At 50.1% G+C, this 19,337-nt stretch carries 14 protein-coding genes and 3 riboswitches; of the genes, 9 read left to right on the top strand and 5 right to left on the bottom strand.

Annotation, left to right across the window (positions count from 1 at the left end):
- Window positions 1–64 precede the first annotated feature (64 nt).
- Window positions 65–1,510 (top strand): class I adenylate-forming enzyme family protein, encoded by a 1,446-nt coding sequence (locus KJS69_RS06980; RefSeq protein ID WP_213582945.1) that lies wholly within the window; start codon window positions 65–67, stop codon window positions 1,508–1,510.
- 123 nt (window positions 1,511–1,633) lie between these two features.
- Here KJS69_RS06980 and KJS69_RS06975 read toward each other — a convergent pair whose 3' ends face one another.
- A complete protein-coding gene (locus tag KJS69_RS06975; protein WP_213582943.1) occupies window positions 1,634–2,818 on the bottom strand; it encodes a glycine C-acetyltransferase in 1,185 nt (394 codons plus the stop codon).
- 44 nt (window positions 2,819–2,862) lie between these two features.
- Window positions 2,863–3,906, bottom strand: a complete 1,044-nt coding sequence (gene tdh / locus KJS69_RS06970) for an L-threonine 3-dehydrogenase (RefSeq protein ID WP_213582940.1) — start codon at window positions 3,904–3,906, stop codon at window positions 2,863–2,865.
- A 138-nt stretch (window positions 3,907–4,044) separates the two neighbouring features.
- Between tdh and KJS69_RS06965 the strand changes: the two genes are divergently transcribed.
- Window positions 4,045–4,599, top strand: a complete 555-nt coding sequence (locus tag KJS69_RS06965; protein ID WP_213582933.1) for a helix-turn-helix domain-containing protein — start codon at window positions 4,045–4,047, stop codon at window positions 4,597–4,599.
- 431 nt (window positions 4,600–5,030) lie between these two features.
- A complete protein-coding gene (locus KJS69_RS06960; RefSeq protein ID WP_213582931.1) occupies window positions 5,031–6,698 on the top strand; it encodes a DUF4091 domain-containing protein in 1,668 nt (555 codons plus the stop codon).
- A 152-nt stretch (window positions 6,699–6,850) separates the two neighbouring features.
- Here the strand turns inward: KJS69_RS06960 and KJS69_RS06955 are convergent, their stop codons facing one another.
- The gene (locus KJS69_RS06955; protein ID WP_213582929.1) at window positions 6,851–8,548 is read right to left on the bottom strand and encodes an S-layer homology domain-containing protein; all 1,698 of its coding nucleotides are present in this window, start codon (window positions 8,546–8,548) and stop codon (window positions 6,851–6,853) included.
- 369 nt (window positions 8,549–8,917) lie between these two features.
- A riboswitch (cyclic di-AMP (ydaO/yuaA leader) is annotated at window positions 8,918–9,085 on the top strand.
- Between the two features lie 2 nt (window positions 9,086–9,087).
- Here KJS69_RS06955 and KJS69_RS06950 point away from each other — a divergent pair.
- Window positions 9,088–9,891 carry a LysM peptidoglycan-binding domain-containing protein gene (locus tag KJS69_RS06950; protein WP_213582927.1) on the top strand — a complete coding sequence of 268 codons (804 nt, stop codon included), beginning with the start codon at window positions 9,088–9,090 and terminating at the stop codon, window positions 9,889–9,891.
- 128 nt (window positions 9,892–10,019) lie between these two features.
- On the opposite strand, the gene melA is transcribed toward KJS69_RS06950, so the two are convergent.
- Window positions 10,020–11,318 carry an alpha-glucosidase/alpha-galactosidase gene (melA, locus tag KJS69_RS06945; protein WP_213582925.1) on the bottom strand — a complete coding sequence of 433 codons (1,299 nt, stop codon included), beginning with the start codon at window positions 11,316–11,318 and terminating at the stop codon, window positions 10,020–10,022.
- Window positions 11,319–11,697: 379 nt separating this feature from the next.
- On the opposite strand from melA, the gene KJS69_RS06940 reads away from it, so the two are divergent.
- On the top strand, window positions 11,698–12,558 hold the full coding sequence (locus KJS69_RS06940; protein ID WP_213582923.1) for an AraC family transcriptional regulator: 861 nt from the start codon (window positions 11,698–11,700) through the stop codon (window positions 12,556–12,558).
- A gap of 138 nt (window positions 12,559–12,696) precedes the next feature.
- Window positions 12,697–13,773 (top strand): Gfo/Idh/MocA family protein, encoded by a 1,077-nt coding sequence (locus KJS69_RS06935; protein WP_213582921.1) that lies wholly within the window; start codon window positions 12,697–12,699, stop codon window positions 13,771–13,773.
- 429 nt (window positions 13,774–14,202) lie between these two features.
- On the opposite strand, the gene gcvH is transcribed toward KJS69_RS06935, so the two are convergent.
- Window positions 14,203–14,592, bottom strand: coding sequence for a glycine cleavage system protein GcvH (gene gcvH, locus KJS69_RS06930; protein WP_213582919.1), 390 nt, complete (start codon window positions 14,590–14,592; stop codon window positions 14,203–14,205).
- 235 nt (window positions 14,593–14,827) lie between these two features.
- Window positions 14,828–14,928: riboswitch (glycine riboswitch) on the top strand.
- 4 nt (window positions 14,929–14,932) lie between these two features.
- Window positions 14,933–15,025: riboswitch (glycine riboswitch) on the top strand.
- A 238-nt stretch (window positions 15,026–15,263) separates the two neighbouring features.
- Between gcvH and gcvT the strand changes: the two genes are divergently transcribed.
- The 3 genes from gcvT (at window position 15,264) to gcvPB (ending at window position 19,334) form a co-directional block, all read left to right on the top strand.
- Window positions 15,264–16,358, top strand: coding sequence for a glycine cleavage system aminomethyltransferase GcvT (gene gcvT / locus KJS69_RS06925; protein ID WP_213582917.1), 1,095 nt, complete (start codon window positions 15,264–15,266; stop codon window positions 16,356–16,358).
- A gap of 148 nt (window positions 16,359–16,506) precedes the next feature.
- Window positions 16,507–17,859 (top strand): aminomethyl-transferring glycine dehydrogenase subunit GcvPA, encoded by a 1,353-nt coding sequence (gene gcvPA / locus KJS69_RS06920; RefSeq protein ID WP_213582916.1) that lies wholly within the window; start codon window positions 16,507–16,509, stop codon window positions 17,857–17,859.
- Complete coding sequence (gene gcvPB / locus KJS69_RS06915; RefSeq protein ID WP_213582914.1) at window positions 17,856–19,334, top strand: aminomethyl-transferring glycine dehydrogenase subunit GcvPB; 1,479 nt, start codon at window positions 17,856–17,858, stop codon at window positions 19,332–19,334. The genes gcvPA and gcvPB overlap by 4 nt, the downstream gene beginning before the upstream one ends.
- Window positions 19,335–19,337: the final 3 nt, after the last annotated feature.

Genomic DNA, 19,337 nt, shown 5'->3' with positions numbered 1-19,337 from the left:
CATTCGGTTGGTCCATGATTGAAAACTGTGTGCAAAAGAGTAAAAACAGGAGAACACGAACAGAATGAGAATAGAAGAAATCATCAGTAAACAGGCACAACGGATGCCTAATCGTTGGGCGATAGCGGATTCCCGTCGGCGATTGACTTACAGGGAATGGACGGGAGAGGTAGAAGAAAGGGTACGAGAACTTAGGAGGGCAGGAGCTGGAGCGGCAGAGGGGGAAATCTTCAGCTTGCAAAGACCGAACAGCATTGAATGGGTGACGGATATGCTTGCCGTGCTGGCATTGGGCGGCATCATCATGCCGCTTCATCCGGAGACGACGGATGACGAACGGGATAAATTATTCGCCTCGGTCCCGCCGCATTGGATGCTGCGGCCGGATGAAGTGCGGCGTCAGCGACCGGCTCCTGCATCACAGCTGCCCTTGCGGCAGACGGAATCGGTCAAGGACCTGTTTCTGATCGGGTATACGTCAGGCTCGACAGGCAAGCCCAAGGGCTATGTTAAAAGTCACCGCTCATGGACATGTGGTCTTGAGGGCTGGACCGAGTCGTTCCGGTTAGGCGACAAAGAGCGAATTGTCGTTCCTCTTCCGATGTCGTATTCCGCCCAGCTATATCCGGCCGTTCACGGATTGGCGACAGGGGCAGAGGTCTTACTGATGGACAACTATACGCCCGAAGGGCTTCTGGCCTATGAAGCTACTTGTGTAACGATAACTCCAGCGCTTATCGACTCGTTACTCCGTTACTCGGAGAAGCGATTGTCTCCTAATTCTCGGAACAGGATGCCGCGGACGGTCATTTCGGTTGGTGCGAAGCTGTCACCGTCTCAGAGATGGAAGTTCGAGAGCTGCTTTAACGCAAGCTCCTTGTATGAATACTATGGATCTTCCGAGATGGGATATGTGACGCTGGTCAGCCCGGAGGATGCGAAGCAAGCCCCCGACACCGTCGGTTGTCCGTTCCCGGGAGTCGAGATCGCGTTTTTGGATGACAAAGGCCGACTATTCCATGCGACAGAGGATTTCCCTGGCAAATTGTATGTCCGCACCTTGCAGGCCTTCGAAGGCTATGCTTCGGAGCAGGAACTGACCGAAGAGAGCTGGAACGGTGAATGGGTAACCTCCCACGATCTCGGTTATCGCAGGAAAGATGGCAGAATCGTATTGGTTGGTCGGGATCGGGATGTGATCAAATCAGGAGGCAGCTTGATCCATGCCGCCGAAATCGAAGCCGTCCTTATAGAAATAGAAGGAGTTGAGGAAGCAGCGGTGTTAGGGGAAGATGATGAGACCAGAGGGGAAATCATCCATGCTGTCCTTGTGCTGGAAGAGCCCAATCAGCTGTCCTGGATTAAACGGCAATGTGCGCTCAAGCTGGCGCCGCATAAACGTCCGAGAAAATGGAGCATTCTGAAGGAGCTCCCCAAGAACCGCAATGGTAAAGTGGCCAAGAGATTGTTGAAGGAATATGTTGAAGCCGGTGCAGCGGCAGAAATGTAGAAGCACAAACAGAAGGGTAAAAGCAAAAGCAGGAGGGTGTTTGTTCCTGCTTTTGCTATTTATATTATGTCAGGGACCTGATGCTGTGTATCGCTGTTAACGATTCGAGTGTTGGCCGTCCAATCAGGATTGTCCAATCAACCCGAACTGTCTGCCCGCTTTCTGCAGCTTCGCCAGAGCAAAATCCAGGTCCTCTTTAGTGTGGGCAGCTGTTACAATGAGCCGCACCCTGCCCTTATCCAAGGCGACCGTCGGATAGACAATCCCTTGGGCGAAGATTCCCTGCTCCAACAAATGCTCGGAGAACTTCCATGTTTTGTCGGGAGCGCCTATCATGATAGGAATAATCGGTGTCTCGCTTTCCCCCGTATTGAAGCCCAACTCGTGCAAGGAATCGCGAAAGTATTTCGTATTCGACCAAAGGCGCTCCATGAGATCAGTGCTGTTCTTGAGCACTTCAATGGCGGCCAGGCTGGAAACGGCATCCGCAGGAGTCGAAGAGGTGCTGAACAAAAACGATCTCGCCTTTTGGATCAGGTATTGTTTAATTACGAGCGGTCCCGCAAAATAACCTCCGACGACCCCGACGGCCTTCGATAAAGTCCCGACTTGAATAGATACACGTCCGTTTAGGCCAAAATGGTCTACGGAGCCTTTGCCGCTCCGCCCAAGCACTCCGCTTGCGTGAGCATCGTCCACATACACTTGTGCATCATATTTTTCCGCAAGATCAACGATTTCAGGAAGCGGTGCAATATCGCCGTCCATACTGAAGACGCCGTCGGTAACAATAAAGCGCTGGGCGTAATGAGCACTTTCTTGCAGACAAGTCTCCAGCTGGCTCATATTTTTATGTGCGTAAATTTTGCGGTGTGCTTTGGTCAATCGAATACCGTCAATGATTGAGGCATGATTCAATTCATCGCTGATTACGACGTCGTCTGGACCGAGCAGGGAAGAAAGAATGCCCAAATTTGCTGTAAATCCGGATTGAAAGACCAGCGCGGCTTCGGTTCCTTTGAAGCGGGCCAGCTCCTCCTCCAAACGCTGATGAATATCGAGTGTTCCCGCTATCGTCCGAACGGATCCGCTGCCTGCACCGTAGGTTTCGATCGCCTGGACCGCGGCTTGCTTCAAATTCGGATGGGCGGTCAAGCCCAAATAATTGTTGGAAGACATCTGCAGCACTTTACGGCCGTTGAGACTCATCCATGGCCCCGAGCCGCTGTCCCATGCTGTCAGGTCACGGTATCGGCCCTCCTCTTTAAGCAATTCCAGTTCTTTTTGCAAACGATTCATAAATGTCATCCGAATAGTCCTCCCTTCCATAGTCCTGGAGAATAGCCTTGCCTTTATTCATGAATAAAAACAACTTTTCCACATTGCCCCGACATCATTAGTGAAAAGGCTTCTTCAAATTGTTCCAGCGGAAAACGATGAGTGACCAGCTGGGATAACTCCATCCGGTGGTTATCCAGAAGCCCCTTCATTTGATACCATGTGCTGTACATCCGTCTTCCAGTAATGCCATCTATATGCAAGCCTTTAAAAATAATGTGGCGCGCCACATCGAACGATACTTCCTTCGATGGAATGCCGAGCAGCGCAACCCTGCCGGCCGGGGCGGCCGCTTCGAATCCTTCACGTATAGCCGCTGGATGCCCGGACATCTCGAGAATGACTTCCGCACCCTCATGATTAGTGTGCTGGAGTATCGTTTGCACCAGCGAGCCATCCCGGCTGTTAATAGTCATATCCGCGCCAAGACGTGCCGCCAGGGCAAGACGGTAATCATTTACATCAATGGCGAATACTTGACCCGCCCCGCATGCTTTGGCAACCATGACCGCCAACAGACCGATCGGTCCGACTCCAATGACTGCGACGGATTTGCCCACGATGTCTCCAGCCAGCACCGCTTGTACCGCATTGCCTAACGGATCCTGCAGACAGGCTAGTTCAAACGGCACATCCGGCCGATTATGGATAACCTGATCGGCCCGAATGACGGCATATTGAGCAAAGCATCCCGGGATGGTTATCCCGAACGATCGAGTATTCAAGCAAACATGGGCATTTCCGGTACGGCATGCCTTACAAGTTCGACATACGAAATGCCCTTCAACCGACACGTGGTCACCTACTTTTACATTCAGCACACGATCGCCAACAGCCTCTACGACACCGGCAAATTCATGGCCAAATACGTTTGGGGTAACGACAGTGCTTTCTGCCCAGGTGTCCCACTTGTATATATGCACATCGGTGCCGCAGATCGAGGAGGCTTTTACCCGAACCAATACTTCATCGGGCCCGTAATCCGGGATCGGGACTTGTTTGTATACGGCTCCAAAGCCTCTATGCTCCTTAACCAACGCTTCCATCATACGACTCATGGCCAATCTCCCCCTTTCACTTCGTCTTATACATTATATTATACATATGGATGTTATAATGTAAATGCTATATATTACAGAAATATGTTATATTGTATACAGGGGCGATTATTAGCGCCATTTAAGTAGGAGGGACCTATGGAACCAATTCATCAAAAAGTCGGCAGAAATTTACTCGCGATTCGCAAGGCGAGGTCACTTAGCCTCGAACGGGTATCGGAGCTTACGGGAGTAAGCAAAGCGATGCTGGGTCAAATTGAACGGGGGGATTCCAATCCCACTATATCGGTGTTATGGAAAATCGTGAATGGACTGCACATCTCATTCACTTCACTTATCGAAGAAAGTGAGCCTTCTGTATCCATTACCCGGCTGGAGGATTTGAGCCCATTCATGGAGGCGGAAGGAAGTTTTCGCTCTTACCCGCTGATTCCTTATAACCAGCGTAAACGATTTGAAGTATTTATTGTAGAGATGGAAGCGGGCTGCACACATGAATCGGAACCGCACAATGAGGGGGTAGAGGAATCTATTTATGTGATTCAAGGGGAGCTTCAAGTCACTATCCAGAATGAAGTTTATAACGTTAAACAAGAGAGCGCCATCCAGTTTCAAGGCGATCTCCCCCATATCTATCACAATCCAGTCGATCAAAAAACGAAATTCTACGCTCTCATTTACTATTCTTCGTAAATCGAATGCTGTTGCTGTATACAACAAGCCGAATATATCTGCACGTAGATAGCAAGTTCCTTTGCAGTAAGTTGTAATGCGCAGCAAGCCGTAAATAACAGCCTGATTTTCTATTAGGTTATGCAATGGGATTAGAGACATTACAGGTTCATTCGACTGAACCAGAAAAAGGTTGCAAAAATATCCCTTTCCCTGCCAATGGGGCCGTATATTGAAATTTCGTACTGGATAAGCAGGGACACAGTTTATCAATGTCGAATGGATAATATGCAGGTTATCCCAATTAACTAGGAAGCTGTGTGTACCGTTGAATCCCTAATAAAGACCGGAGTCAGGGAAGCGCGGGAAAATCTTGGGGATGATTGTGATAGATAAAGTGGGATCAAGATAACCGAAGCTGGATCATAGTATATTGAAGGAGGAGATACCGGTTGAGTACCAAGCTGGAAAAACTCGAAATTCGCTGCTTAAGCTCGCTGGAGAAGGTGTTCGCAGATGAACAATTGAAGGCCAAAGCCTATCACAGGGGCTCCGCTCTCGCTAACGAAATGTTTTCCTTTCAAATGGCTTATCGATCCAAGCTGCTATTGAAATGGATCGATATCAAGGTGGATTCGGAGCTGGAAGAAGTGGTAACGGTTCGCTCTGTTGGACTGGTTCCGGCAGAAATGGTTGCCTACCACGACCACGACGATTACATCCTGCGTTCGACGCCGGGACTGTTTCCCGATCCTCTGTATGAGCTTCCGGAAGAAGGCTTGGCGGGTCTGCCCGGACATTGGCGTTCCCTATGGATCACAGTAGACCTTCAGGGCAAGGTGAAGTCGGGCATCTATCCGATTCGCATCTCTTTCGAGCATTCCGGCGAGTGTCTTGCTGAGGGAACGTTCGAGCTGGAGGTGATTGGCGCCGAGCTTCCTGAACAGCAGCTGAAGTATACCAATTGGTTTCATACCGACTGTCTGGCGACCTATTATTCCTATCCTGTATTCAGCGAAGAGCATTGGAAAGTGATAGAGAATTTCATGGAGACTGCGGCAAAGCATGGAATGAATATGATTTTAACCCCTTTGTTCACCCCTCCTTTGGATACGAAGGTAGGAGAAGAGCGTCCGACCGTTCAATTGGTGGACGTCGAGAAAACCGGCGATACGTATCGCTTTGCTTTCGATAAGCTGAAGAGATGGATCGAACTTAGCACGACACATGGAATCCGGTATTTTGAGTTCTCCCATCTGTTTACTCAGTGGGGGGCCGAGCATGCCCCTAAAATCGTGGCAACAGTGAATGGGGAGTCGCGGCGCATATTCGGTTGGGAGACGGATGCAGCCGGGGACGATTACCGAGTGTTCTTATCGCAATTTTTACCGGAGCTCGTCCGCTTTATTAAGGATAATCAGTTGGAGGACCGCAGCTATTTCCACGTTTCCGATGAGCCGCATAAGAAGCATTTGGAAAGCTACCAAAGAGCAAGCGATCTATTGAAGCAATACCTGTCTGATTTTCCGATGATCGACGCTCTGTCTGATTATGATTTTTATGAAAAAGGCTATGTCAAAAATCCTATTCCGGCCAGCAATCACATCGAGCCGTTCCTCGATAACAAAGTACCCAATCTATGGACGTATTACTGCTGCTCGCAGTATAAGGAAGTAGCGAACCGATTTTTGAATATGCCGTCTGCGCGAAACCGGATACTGGGCTATCAATTATATAAATATGATATTGCCGGCTTCCTGCATTGGGGCTATAACTTCTGGTACGCCCAATATTCGATCAAGCCTATCGATCCTTATACGAACACGGACTCCAACTACGGCTTTCCGGCGGGAGACGCCTTTGTAGTTTACCCGGGAAAAGGCGGTCAGGTGGTTGAATCACTCCGTTTGAAAGTGTTCTATGATGCCTTTCAGGATTTGCGCGCACTGCAGCTATTGGAGAGCCTGATCGGCAAAGAGGAGGTCATGAAACTCGTCGAGGATGGGCTGGAGAAGGAGATGACTTTCCGTGAGTATCCGAGAGATTCCGACTGGTTATTAAACAAGCGGGAGCAAATCAATCAGACCATCAAGGAATATTTGTCGAAGCAGCCTGATTAATAGAATTAATAGGAAGAACGCCCTTTGCCCAGGGCGTTCTTTTTTACAAAATTAGAGAATTTATCAAATTCGCTATCGGTAAATTTCGCCGGTAAAAGCAGGCTTTCTTGATCAGAGATCAAGGACGCCGGAGGCGTTCATTCTTGGTTCGTTTATTCAGAAGAAACAAAAAGACGGTTCATCAGCACGGCCATTTGCGCTCGCGTGACCGGCTCGGACGGACGGAAGGTCCGGTCGGCAAAGCCATCTATGATTCCGTTCAAGGACAAAGTCCGAATCGCGGAATAGGACCAGCGATCGAACGCTACATCGCTGAAGAAGGAGGCATTGCCGCCGCTCCCGGCCGAGGGGAAATCCAGCCAGCGAGCAAGGATGGCGGCCATTTGCTCCCGGGTCAGCGGCTCGTCCGGCGCGAATCGGCCGGGCTCGATGCCGTCGATGACACCGGTGGCATAGCCCCAGGCAATCGCCTCGGCAGCCCAATGATCGCTCGGAACGTCAGAGAAAGCTTGACGCCCAAGAAGATTAAGCATCTGGTTCGAGCTCCGGTCATCCATAGGGTTTGGCGAGATACCCGGCAGAGGAGCGCCGGTCACGCCTGGGATCGGCTCGCCTGCCGACGCTGCCGCCATAGTCCGTTCTGCGATGCGGGACAAGACTGTGACAGCCTGGGCTCTCGTTAATGTTCCATCGGGCGAGAAGGTCGTCTCCGTCATTCCATCCATCCAGCCGCGGCTGAAAGCTTCGGCAATTTCATTATGTGCCCAGTGGCCGATACTGTCAGGATAAGCCGCTCCGTTCAACCAGAGACGGAAGAAATCCCAAGTTCTCGAATCCTCTTGAGCCAAGCTCCAGCTTCCGGCTCCCTTCAATCCGTATTTCTCCACCAATTCAAGCTTGTTCATTAGCGTCGTATCGTTTTCGTACCACAGCTCGTAATTGCCAGGAGTGAGCTTCCTTCCGTTCACGGTTAAGGCTGGATCGGAAGGCCGGACGGTAAAAGTAACCCGGGCAGATCCGCTTGGCGAATCCACTTGCACGGTTCCGTGGTAGGTTCGGACAAGGTCATCCACCATCCGGTTTTGCACGGGAATACCCAACAGGGCTCCATTCAGGTTCCACATCCGACCGTAGAAAGGGAAGCCGAGAACAATTTTGTCCGCAGGCGCCTGGGTGAGGGCGTAGCGGATGGATTGCTCTAGGAAAGGCAGGCTGGCCACCGATCCGGGGGCGAGATCTCCTTCATAGTGCTCGTCATAGGCCATAATCATTAAATGATCGCTATGTTCGGCAAGCGCCTTGTAATCATACAATCCGATCCAGCCTTGCTCACTTCCTTCCGGATTAGCGGCTACTGCTACGGAAACCTCTTTATCCTCCGGGAGCAGGCTGCGAAGGCGTTGAACTAGAGAGGTCAAGTTATCGCGGTATGGCGTTGGTATATTCTCTAAATCGATATTTACTCCATCCAGTTGATAGGTATGTACGGCTTCGGCCATTTGCTCAGCCAATTGCTCCGTATTCATCAGAGCCTGAATGCCGAGCTCCCGGTCCCAATCATTGCTTAAGTACGGAACGACGCGGATATTGCGGCTATGCATTTCCCTAATAAAGGTTGGGTCGAGGGAAGGGGAAAGCTGCAAAGTGCCGTCTATGTTGAGCTTGAAGTAGGAGGGGGAAACGACATCAAGCGAGCCTTTGGCTTTATCCACGTGATCGATATATTTTCCGGGTGAACCGTGGAATAAATAGGACATATTATATTTCCCGGCTTCCGCCTGAACGGAGCTGGAAAGCAGAGATGCGGCAATGGCTGCGGTAAGGATCGTTTTTCTAAAGATGCTGGACAACCGATGACTCTCCTTTTTGTGAGATCTCCAATATTAAAACCGCCATAGCATTCTATAACTTTCTACTTCCTGAATAATTCTATTAGGCGATAAAAAGCCTCTAATTGAAGCCATTTCGCTGATCTTGTCGGCTCTTCCTCTAAATACTCCGATAGAGGTTTTCTCTTAGAATGCTCTAATTTAACTATAAAGGAGAATGCAGGAAACTAAAACGGCCAAAAGATGGAAAACGGGATGGGAGTTTCCGCCAAAGCAGGTTCCGCCGGTCTTCTTCACATTCTTTTCACTTGTCCGTAAAATGGGGGCATCTCTGATTAACGGATCGCTCCTTCCATATTTTACTCATTCAAAGGGCCGCTGTTTTATGCTAGACTTTAACCGCCGAAACTTCAATAAAATTTAACTTGAAGTGCGGGGGATCCGTTGTGCCGCCTATGGGCTTGCGCGGCACTGGGGTGAATCGCTTTTTTGGGCGTAGGGATGTATCCTTTATTCCGAATCCGACAACTAACTCCGCAGGCAGTGAAAAGGAGTGCAGCATGAAACGGTTTGTGAGAAAAACTGCGTTGACGCTAACGTTAGGTGTATCGCTTGCCAGCTTGGCTTCTCCGGCTTTTGCCGCGACCTATCAGGTGCAGGATGACGATACTTTATGGACGATCTCTCAAAAGCACCAAATCTCATTGGAATCTATTATAAATGCGAATATGAATTTGGATATGTACAATCTGCAAGCCGGGCAAACGGTTAATCTTCCGGTATCCGGCGCGAATTCCTATGCGGTGCAGCAGGGAGATTCCTTCTGGAAGATTTCACAACAATTAAATATTCCTCTGGATCTGTTAATGGCGGCTAATCCCCAGTATGATCCGCTCAATCTATACCCGGGAATCGTGCTTGCGCTTCCGGAAGGATTTACGAATAATCGCATGACGGCTTTAATGGCGGAGTCCCAGCCGACCGTAATCCCGGCTCCTGCCAGCGATGCCTCCACCATTACGACTGCTTCGGGGGAATCCTATACTTATAGCAAAGTGATTAATGCGAAAGCTACTGCGTACTCCGCTTCTCACGAAGAGAATGGGTGGGGACCGGTCGATTATTACGGCAACCCGCTGCAATTGGGGACGATCGCTGTAGATCCGTCGGTGATTCCGATGAATTCTACCGTTTATATTACCGGATATAATAGCGCAGGCCTGCCTGTAGGAGGAATGGTAGGCAAAGCGACAGACCAGGGCGGGGCCATTAAAGGCAATCGAATTGACATATTCATGCCCGGCAGCCGTTCCGAAGTTAATCGATTTGGCATTCAGGATGTAACCGTTTATATTCTGGACTAATTTGCTAAGCTGTATAAGTTGCAGCAGCCGGTTTATTTCATAGAAAGTTACAATGATTAGATACTATCCAATAGAAACAGCCTCCGGCCAAAGTCGGAGGCTGTCTTTTTTTCTATTTAGTCAAAAAATTAGTGAAATTTAGGGAGCCAGTCACCGTGAGCCTCAATTAGATCGTCACACAGAGCCACAATATCATCGATCGATAGCTCGGCTGATGTATGTGGATCTAATAGAGCAGCATGATAGATATGTTCTTTCTTGCGGGTTATGGCCGCTTCGATCGTCAACAACTGCGTATTGATGTTGGTCCGATTAAGTGCCGCCAATTGTGGAGGCAAATCTCCCACATAGGTCGGTGTCACCCCGGTTGAATCGACCAGGCAGGGAACTTCCACACACGCTTCTTGAGGAAGATTGGTGATGAGTCCGGTGTTCATCACGTTGCCGCCAATTTTGAACGGGCGGTTGGTTTCCATCGCCTCAAATATGTAAGAGGCATACTCGTTGGAGCGGTGATGCTCCAGGTTGCGATTGTTAACCAATTCTTCCCGCATCGTTTGCCATCTCTGGATTTGGTTAACGCAGCGCCGCGGATATTCATCCAGCGGAATATTGAAGCGGTCAATCAGCTCGGGATAATTTCTTTTGATGAAGTACGGATGATATTCCGCATTATGCTCGGACGATTCCGTAACATAATATCCGAAGCGGAACATGAGTTCAAACCGGACCATGTCGTGATGTTTTTCTTGCTGCTTTTCCTTCGCTCTCCGTTTGATTTCCGGGTACAGGTCGATTCCGTCTTTGGTGCACTCCAGCAGCCAGGCCATATGGTTAATGCCGGCAATTTTGGTCTGAACTCCGGTGGCGTCCATTTCCAATTGTTTAAACAGATGGGGCATGCAGGCCTGAACGCTGTGGCACAAGCCTACTGTTTTGACACCGCCGTGGGTATTCATAACATTCGTCAATACAGCCATCGGGTTCGTATAATTCAGGAACCAGGCGTCAGGGCAGACTTCTTGAATGTCCTGGGCAAAGTCCAGCATAACTGGAATCGTCCGGAGGTTGCGGAAAATACCGCCGATGCCGATGGTGTCTCCAATCGTTTGACGTAAGCCGTATTTTTTGGGGATTTCAAAATCCGTAATCGTACAAGGATCGTATCCTCCCACTTGAATGGCATTGACAACGTATTTGGCGCCTCGCAATGCTTCCTTGCGGTCAGAGTAGGCAGTAATCCGACAACCGCTTCCCGTCGATTGTTTTAAATTGTTGAGCATATTTTCGGAATCCTTCAATCGCTCAGGGTCGATATCGAATAAAGCAAGCTCAAACTGTTGAAGCGATTCGGTCAGCATGCAGTCGCCCAGAACATTTTTGGCAAAGACGGTGCTTCCAGCTCCGAGAAAAGTAATTTTGGACATGTTGTTGTTCCTCCCTTAATAGTAAAGTGATGCGTTACCATAAACTATACGGTCTGGGAGGAAGCTTGCATATGGAATCATACCACTTTCATATGGAGAAATGTTGTTTATTTGCTCTGATTAGTCTTGAAAAGAACGGCAAGTTGCATTACCTTGTAAATAGAAGTCCGGCGGCACCTGAGCAGAATTCTGCGTGACAATGAAGGAGAACTGAGTGTCAGACAGATAGAAAAGCCGCGCTCTTCCTTCGCAATTGGCAGCAGCCAGATGGTATACATACAGACTTAGATACAAAGGAAGATAGACCATAAGATAGATCCCGGATACCCCCGATAAGAGACAATGAAAGCAGAAAGCCAAAGAAAGGGAGAGATGCGAAATGGGCACACCCACTCATACGGTTTCCTTGAATCCATACCCGGGAACAGGGGAACTGGTTGTATTATTTTCCGGCTATGCGCAAACTCCGGCAAGGCACAAGGTAGGTCCGCAATTACTCGACTATCATCTCGTCCACTATGTCATTTCCGGCAAAGGCACCTTTCGCTGCCGGGGGAGGGATTACGAAATTACCGAGGGCGGGCACTTCTTTATCTTTCCATCGGAGCTGTCCAGCTACGAATCGGACGAGCAGGAGCCTTGGCAATATCTATGGATCGGATTCAAGGGAAGCCGGGCGGATGAATTGTTGGCAGAGCTTCAAATCACTCCACATCAGCCAACGGTAAGCACGACAGGCAACCGTAAAATTACTGTTCTATTTCATAAAATAGCCCGAGTCCTTAAGGAAGGTCAGCCATTCTGCGACTTACAGGCGGGAGCTTATTTTCGTCTTGTTCTTGCGGAATATGGTAAACAACTGAAGGTGCTGCCTTCCCGCTCTTCCAGTGCGGACCCGGGACAGCTTCAGGTGGAGCAGGCGGTTCGCTGGTTGAATCTGCAATATCCTCAGCCGATTTCGATAGAGCAGATGGCGCATACGCTGGGCTACCACCGCTCCTATTTATCTAAAATTTTCAAGCAGCATACAGGAATGTCCCCTATGCAATTTTTGCTCAAAATTCGTATGGAGCGTGCCCGGATTTTGCTGCGGGAGCCGCTGACCATCGAACAGGTGGCTTCCAGTGTCGGCTTTCCGGATGCGCTTTATTTTTCCAAGCAATTTAAAAAATGGTTCGGCAGCTCTCCAACCCGTTATCGGGAGGAGCAGGCCGAGTCCGTCTATGATTGCCAATATTAGAGGGGCTAGACGGCTTTATCTATAGTACGTTTAAAAATAGATTTGTCTCCCTGTAAGAAAGGACTTGTCAATCTGATCTTCCGTTGATATGGTAGAACATAGGTAAATATCCAATCCAGAAAAGGAAGGTTGCACCTAATGAAACGATTAAAGGTAGGGATTATCGGTCAAGGCAGAAGCGGTCGCGATATTCACGGCTACATAATTCAGAAGCTGCCGGAATTATTTGAGATTGTCGCGGTGTCCGATCCGCTGGAAGAACGTAGAACAAGGGCGGAGACCGAGCTCCATTGTGACGCTTACGCCGATTACCGAGATCTGTTCCAACGGGACGATCTGGATCTAATCGTCAACGCGACACCCAGCCAGCTTCACGTACCCGTCTCTTTGGAATGTCTTAACAACGGATTCAACGTCCTCTGTGAAAAACCATTGGCCAGAAGAGTCGCCGATGTGGACCAATTAATTGAAGCCTCCAAGAAATCAGGAAAAGTGCTGGCGATCTATCAGCAATCCCGCTACTCTCCAGCCTTTGAGCAAATTCGCAAAATTATCGACTCGGGCGTTATCGGCCGGGTTGTTCAAGTGAATATTTCCTATAACGGGTTTGCCAGAAGATGGGATTGGCAGACGCTGCAAGAGAAAAACGGGGGGAACCTGCTGAATACCGGTCCTCATCCTGTAGACCAAGCTCTTCAATTATACGGCACCGATATTATGCCGAAAGTGACCTGTATCATGGATCGGGCCGTTTCGTTCGGAGACGCGGAGGATTATGTTAAGCTAATTCTGCACGGCAATGGACGCCCGAATATCGACGTCGAAATATCGTCCTGTTGTATTTACCCGGAAGGGACCTATAATGTACAAGGAACGCTCGGCGGGATTAAAGGGTCGATCCAGCGTCTGGATTGGAAATATTTCAAGCCCGAAGAAGCGCCCGACCAGAGCGTGGTAAGCGAGCCGCTGAGCAAGGCCGATGGTACTCCTGCCTACTGTGGGGAAGAACTGAAATGGTATGAAGAGAGCTGGAGCATCTCTGAAGATGGCGGGAGCTTCTTCGACCAAATGGGTATGAAATTCTATACAATGCTCTATAATACACTAGCTAACGGAGAGCCGCTGGATATTACCCCTGAGCAAGTCCGTCAGCAAATTGCTGTCATGGAAGAATGCTTCCGACAAAATCCGGAGTTTTCTAACCATAGCTTCTAGAATGGTTAATGGCATTAATAATTTATACAACCCGCTTGGACGGATACAAACCGGCTATAGGCGGGTTTTTCTATTGCTTTTAATATTAACGACATCATTTACTACGGAAGCGGTGCTTTTGCGGGTTGGTTACTCTATTCCTTGCTTCGTCAAGTTGCGGCACGACGCTTTAGTAAAGCTTTCACCTGATAGAATTGATCTTCATCCTTCAGTGGGGAAGGCTCCGGCAGTTGGGGTCAGACCGGATTTGATGGGGCCTGATCCTAGCAAAACCGCCACAGAGAACTGGGCGGTTTTGCTAGTTGCGAATATATCGCGGGTGAACTTGCGCAGTTACAAACTCGCTTTCATACATCGTGCTTGGCCCCGCTTCGGATGCGCGAGGACCAGACACCGCGGCGATCCTCAAGAGTTCCCCGGTGTGACTTATTACTCGCTGTCTGTAAAGGAGCGGTAATCTTCCTCGCTCAATAGACCGGCCAGAGCTTCTTCGCTCTCCAATTCCACTTCAAACATCCAGCCTTGTCCGTAAGGATCGGTGTTGACGAGCTCCGGGGAGTCGTCCAATGTTTGGTTAACGCTGACTACTTTGCCTGTGACGGGGGAATAAATGTCCGATACGGTTTTGACGGATTCGACACTGCCTGTGCTGTCCCCGGCAGTAATTTCGTCTCCTTCAGCCGGCAGCTCAACGAAAACGATGTCGCCCAGCTGATTTTGTGCAAAATCAGTTATTCCGATTCGGACCTTATTGCCATCAAGCTTCTGTACCCACTCATGTTCTTTACTGTACAATAATCCGGATTTTAATTCGCTCATTGACAAATCCCTCACTTCTACACATATTCGAACTGCGTCTAACGGATTCGCTAATAGCTTATTATACTTAAAGAACGGGTGTCAAGGAGGCTGGAAAAGGGTTGACAAACAGAGAAGTTGTGAAATAATGGGATATATACCCATTTAACACACGGAATGGGGAATTAATCTGCATGGCTCATTAGCGGGTGCACATAAATTGGAGTACGATCATAATACAATCCATATAGGCGAATGAGGATACAAGGGAGAGATTGCCGCTGACGGAGTCAGACGGTAACGCCGAAGGAGTAAGCCGCAAGGTGAATCTCTCAGGCAAAAGGACCTGTATCGGACGCAACTCTGGAGAGATCCCGCATTTTGCGAGGACACCCAAGGGGAAACTTTAGCGGCAGCAGGAGGCTAGAGGCAACTCTCAGGTAAAAGGACAGAGCGAAATAACGCAGGAGAACTGTGTTGTTTCGCTCTGTTTTTTTGTGAAATATTCACAAAAATCGTTATCGGTAAATTTCGACGGTAAATGCAGGCTTTCTTGATCAGAGATCAAGTGCGACGCAGGCGTTTATCCTTGGCGAAAAGGCTGCAGATCATGAAAATCGATACAGTTGCCTATGCTGATAGTGGGTGTTTAATAGTTCTTTGTTTGATAACTGACAAGGAGGAAGGGTCGGATGCTGAAAAGAACGCCGCTGTTTCCGATTTATGAAAAGTACGGAGCCAAAGTGATCGATTTTGGAGGCTGGGAGCTTCCTGTGCAATATGCCGGAATTCAATCGGAGCATCACGCCGTCCGGCAGCAGGCTGGATTGTTCGATGTGTCGCACATGGGGGAAGTGAAGGTGCTCGGTCCAGGGGCCATTGAATTCCTTCAACGGTTAACCACCAACGACGTGTCCAAGCTGGAAGACGGCCAGGTCCAATATAGCTTTATGTGCTATCCGCACGGTGGAGTAGTCGACGATCTGATCGTCTACCGGTTTAACGAAGAAGAATTTATGCTCGTTATCAATGCCTCCAATGTGGAGAAGGATATAGAGTGGATAGATCAGCATATTGGTGAGGACACCGAATATCAGGATGTATCTGAAGAGACGGCGCTGCTGGCTTTACAAGGTCCGCAGGCCGAACGGATTTTGCAGAAGGCGATTGATGCCCCGGTATCCGGATTGAAGCCGTTTTACTTCATGAAGGATGTGAAGGTCGCCGAAGTTCCAGCCATTGTGTCCAGAACCGGATATACAGGAGAGGACGGCTTCGAGCTTTACGTCCACCGGGATGATGCGATCCTACTTTGGGAGCGTTTGTTGACCTTGGGCGAAGAAGAGGGGCTCGTTCCGGCAGGATTGGGAGCAAGAGACACGCTCAGGTTCGAAGCGAGGCTGCCGCTTTACGGCCAGGAGTTGTCCGCCGACATTACTCCGATTGAAGCCGGGCTGGGTATGTTCGTCAAAGCGGATAAGGGCGAATTCATCGGTAGTGAGGCTCTGCTGGAGCAAAAGAAGGCGGGAGCTCTCCGCAAGCTGGTAGGGATCGAAATGGTGGATCGTGGAATTCCGAGAAGCACTTATCCGATCTACTCCGGCAATGACCGGATTGGGGAAGTGACGACCGGCACTCAATCTCCCACTTTGAAAAAGAATGTCGGTCTGGCCCTGATCGACCGCTCCTATGCGCAATCCGGAACGGAGATCTGGGTGGAGATCCGTGGAAAAAGACTTAAGGCCAAGGTCGTTCCCACTCCATTCTATAAACGATCCGGAAAGTGAGGCATTCCTTAGATACGGCTTGATACATCTTTACGAGACACACTCCTCTTAGTTACGGAATAGGGCCGGAAAGCCAGATGTGGCTGCTGTCGGAGGGGGCTTTAGCATAGCAGTAATCTAACTCTTATTAAAAAAGGAGCTTGAAGCGATGATGCACCGTTATTTGCCGTTGACCGGGCAGGATCGGAAAGAGATGCTGGCGGACATCGGAATATCCTCCATGGACGAACTGTTTGCCGATATCCCCGACAGTGTCAGGCATAAAGGAAAGCTGAATGTTTCTGCTGCGTTAAGCGAGCCGGAATTGCTTCGCCTCATGCGTAAGCTGTCCGCCAAGAACGCAGATTTTGAGCAGTATGCCTGTTTTCTGGGAGCGGGCATCTATGATCATCATATTCCAGTCGTGATCAACCATGTCCTTTCCCGATCGGAATTTTATACGGCGTATACTCCGTACCAGCCGGAAATCAGCCAGGGGGAGCTGCAGGCGATCTTCGAATTCCAGTCTTACATCTGCGAGCTAACCGGTATGGCCGTTGCCAATGCTTCGATGTACGACGGGGCGACTGCCTTGGCCGAGGCTGGCGCACTCGCGGTCGGAGCGACCAAACGCAAGCGCCTTATCGTCTCCGGCACGGTCCACCCCGAAGCCCGGCAAATATTGCGGACAACAGCCAAAGGATTGAATGTCGAAGTAGTAGAAGCCGGCTATGCGAATGGAGTAACGGATGTGCGGCAGCTGGCTTCCCTGATCGATGAAGAGACGGCGGCCGTTCTCGTGCAATCGCCCAACTTTTTCGGCTGTGTCGAGGATATCCGCGCTATCGAGCCGCTCATTCATCGGGTGAAGGGCTTGCTTGTCGTAAGCAGCAATCCGCTGGCGCTCGGCCTGCTGGAGGCGCCGGGGGCGATGGGAGCCGATCTCGTGGTGGGAGACGCCCAGCCGCTCGGTATTCCCGCCGCTCTTGGAGGACCTACGTGCGGCTACTTTGCCGCCTCGACTCCATGGATGAGGCGAATGCCCGGGCGGATAGTCGGGCAGACGGTGGATCGTCATGGCAAGAGAGGCTTCGTCCTGACGCTGCAGGCGCGGGAACAGCATATTCGCAGGGAAAAAGCGACGAGCAATATTTGCTCCAACCAAGCGCTGCTAGCTTTATGCGCATCCGTCTACTTATCGACGATGGGCAAACAGGGCATCCGCGAGGTTGCCGCCCTTAACCTGCAAAAATCGAATTTTGCAGCGCAAGCCCTTAGCTCTATCAAGGGGATAGAATTGCCGTTCTCCGCGCCTTTCTTTAACGAATTCGTAATCAAGCTGCCGGAAGGAAGCGATATCCGGGAGCTTAACCGGCACTTGCTGGCTTCCGGCATGATCGGCGGATTCGATCTGGGACGGGATTATTCCGAACTGGCCGGGCATATGCTGGTCGCCGTCACCGAGCAGCGGAGTCGGGAAGAGATAGAATTATTCGCATCTGCATTGGAGGGATGGCTATGACCGGCAACGGTGAGAAGCATGACAAAGCTACCATTTTCGAATTAAGCAGGCCCGGACGCATCGGCTATTCCTTGCCGCCTAGCGATGTTCCGGAAGTCGAATGGACGACTCTCCTGCCTGCATCGATGCTGCGGGAGAAGCAAGCTGAACTGCCGGAGGTCTATGAAGTTGATGTCATTCGTCATTATACTGAGCTGTCCCGGCGGAATTTTGGAATAGACAACGGGTTTTATCCACTGGGCTCCTGCACGATGAAGTATAATCCGAAGATTAACGAGGATGTGGCCCGTTTTACCGGCTTTGCCAAAATTCATCCTTACCAGCCGGAAGAATCGATACAGGGAGCGTTGGAAGTGCTGTATCGTCTGCAGGAGGATCTGAGAGAAACTACCGGCATGGACCAAATCACTCTGCAGCCTGCGGCCGGCGCCCATGGAGAATGGACCGGGCTAATGATGATCCGTGCCTATCATGAAAGCCGTGGGGAACAACGGACCAAGGTCATCGTCCCTGATTCTGCCCACGGGACAAATCCCGCCAGCGCATCAGTAGCCGGTTTTGAAACGGTCACGATTCCATCGGATTCGCGAGGCTTGGTCGATCTGGAGGCGCTGCGGGAAGCGATCGGTCCCGACGTCGCGGCCCTGATGCTGACGAATCCGAATACGCTAGGCTTATTCGAAGAACGGATCGAGGAGATAGCCGGCATTGTCCATGAGGCCGGAGGACTGTTATATTATGACGGGGCTAACGCCAATGCCATTATGGGGATTACCCGTCCCGGTGATATGGGTTTTGACGTCGTTCATCTCAACTTGCATAAGACGATGAGCACACCTCATGGAGGCGGGGGGCCGGGAGCCGGACCGGTAGGCGTGAAAGCGAAGTTGATTCCTTTCTTGCCCGCGCCGATTGTTGCATGTCGGGAAGACGGAAGCTTCTTCCTCGATTATGAGCGGCCTCACTCCATCGGCCGAGTGAAAAGCTACTATGGCAACTTCGGAATTCTGCTGCGCGCCTATGTGTATATATTGAGTTACGGCGGGGAGGGCTTGCGGCAGGTGTCGGAGAACGCTGTTCTTAATGCCAACTACATGTTGAAGAAGCTCGCTCCGTATTTCGATGTTCCGTATGAGCGATTTTGCAAGCATGAATTTGTGCTTTCCGGCAACCGCCAGAAAAAGCTCGGAGTACGCACATTAGATATAGCCAAACGGCTTCTCGATTTCGGATATCACCCGCCAACGATTTATTTTCCGCTTAATGTCGAGGAATGCATCATGATAGAGCCGACCGAAACCGAGAGCAAGGAGACGCTGGATGGCTTCATCGAAGCGATGATTCAAATTGCCAAGGAAGCGGAAGAGAATCCCGATTTGGTGAAAAACGCGCCGTATTCTACGGTTGTCCAAAGATTGGATGAAACGTTGGCGGCCCGCAAGCCTGTATTGAATTGCAGCTGCGCTCCTTATTGATAG

Origin of the sequence: Paenibacillus sp. J2TS4 (genome assembly GCF_018403245.1) — a bacterium.
In the GTDB taxonomy this organism is placed as follows: domain Bacteria; phylum Bacillota; class Bacilli; order Paenibacillales; family NBRC-103111; genus Paenibacillus_L.
The sequence above is the reverse complement of the archived record's forward strand: the minus strand, read 5'-3'. Positions and strand labels throughout refer to the sequence as shown.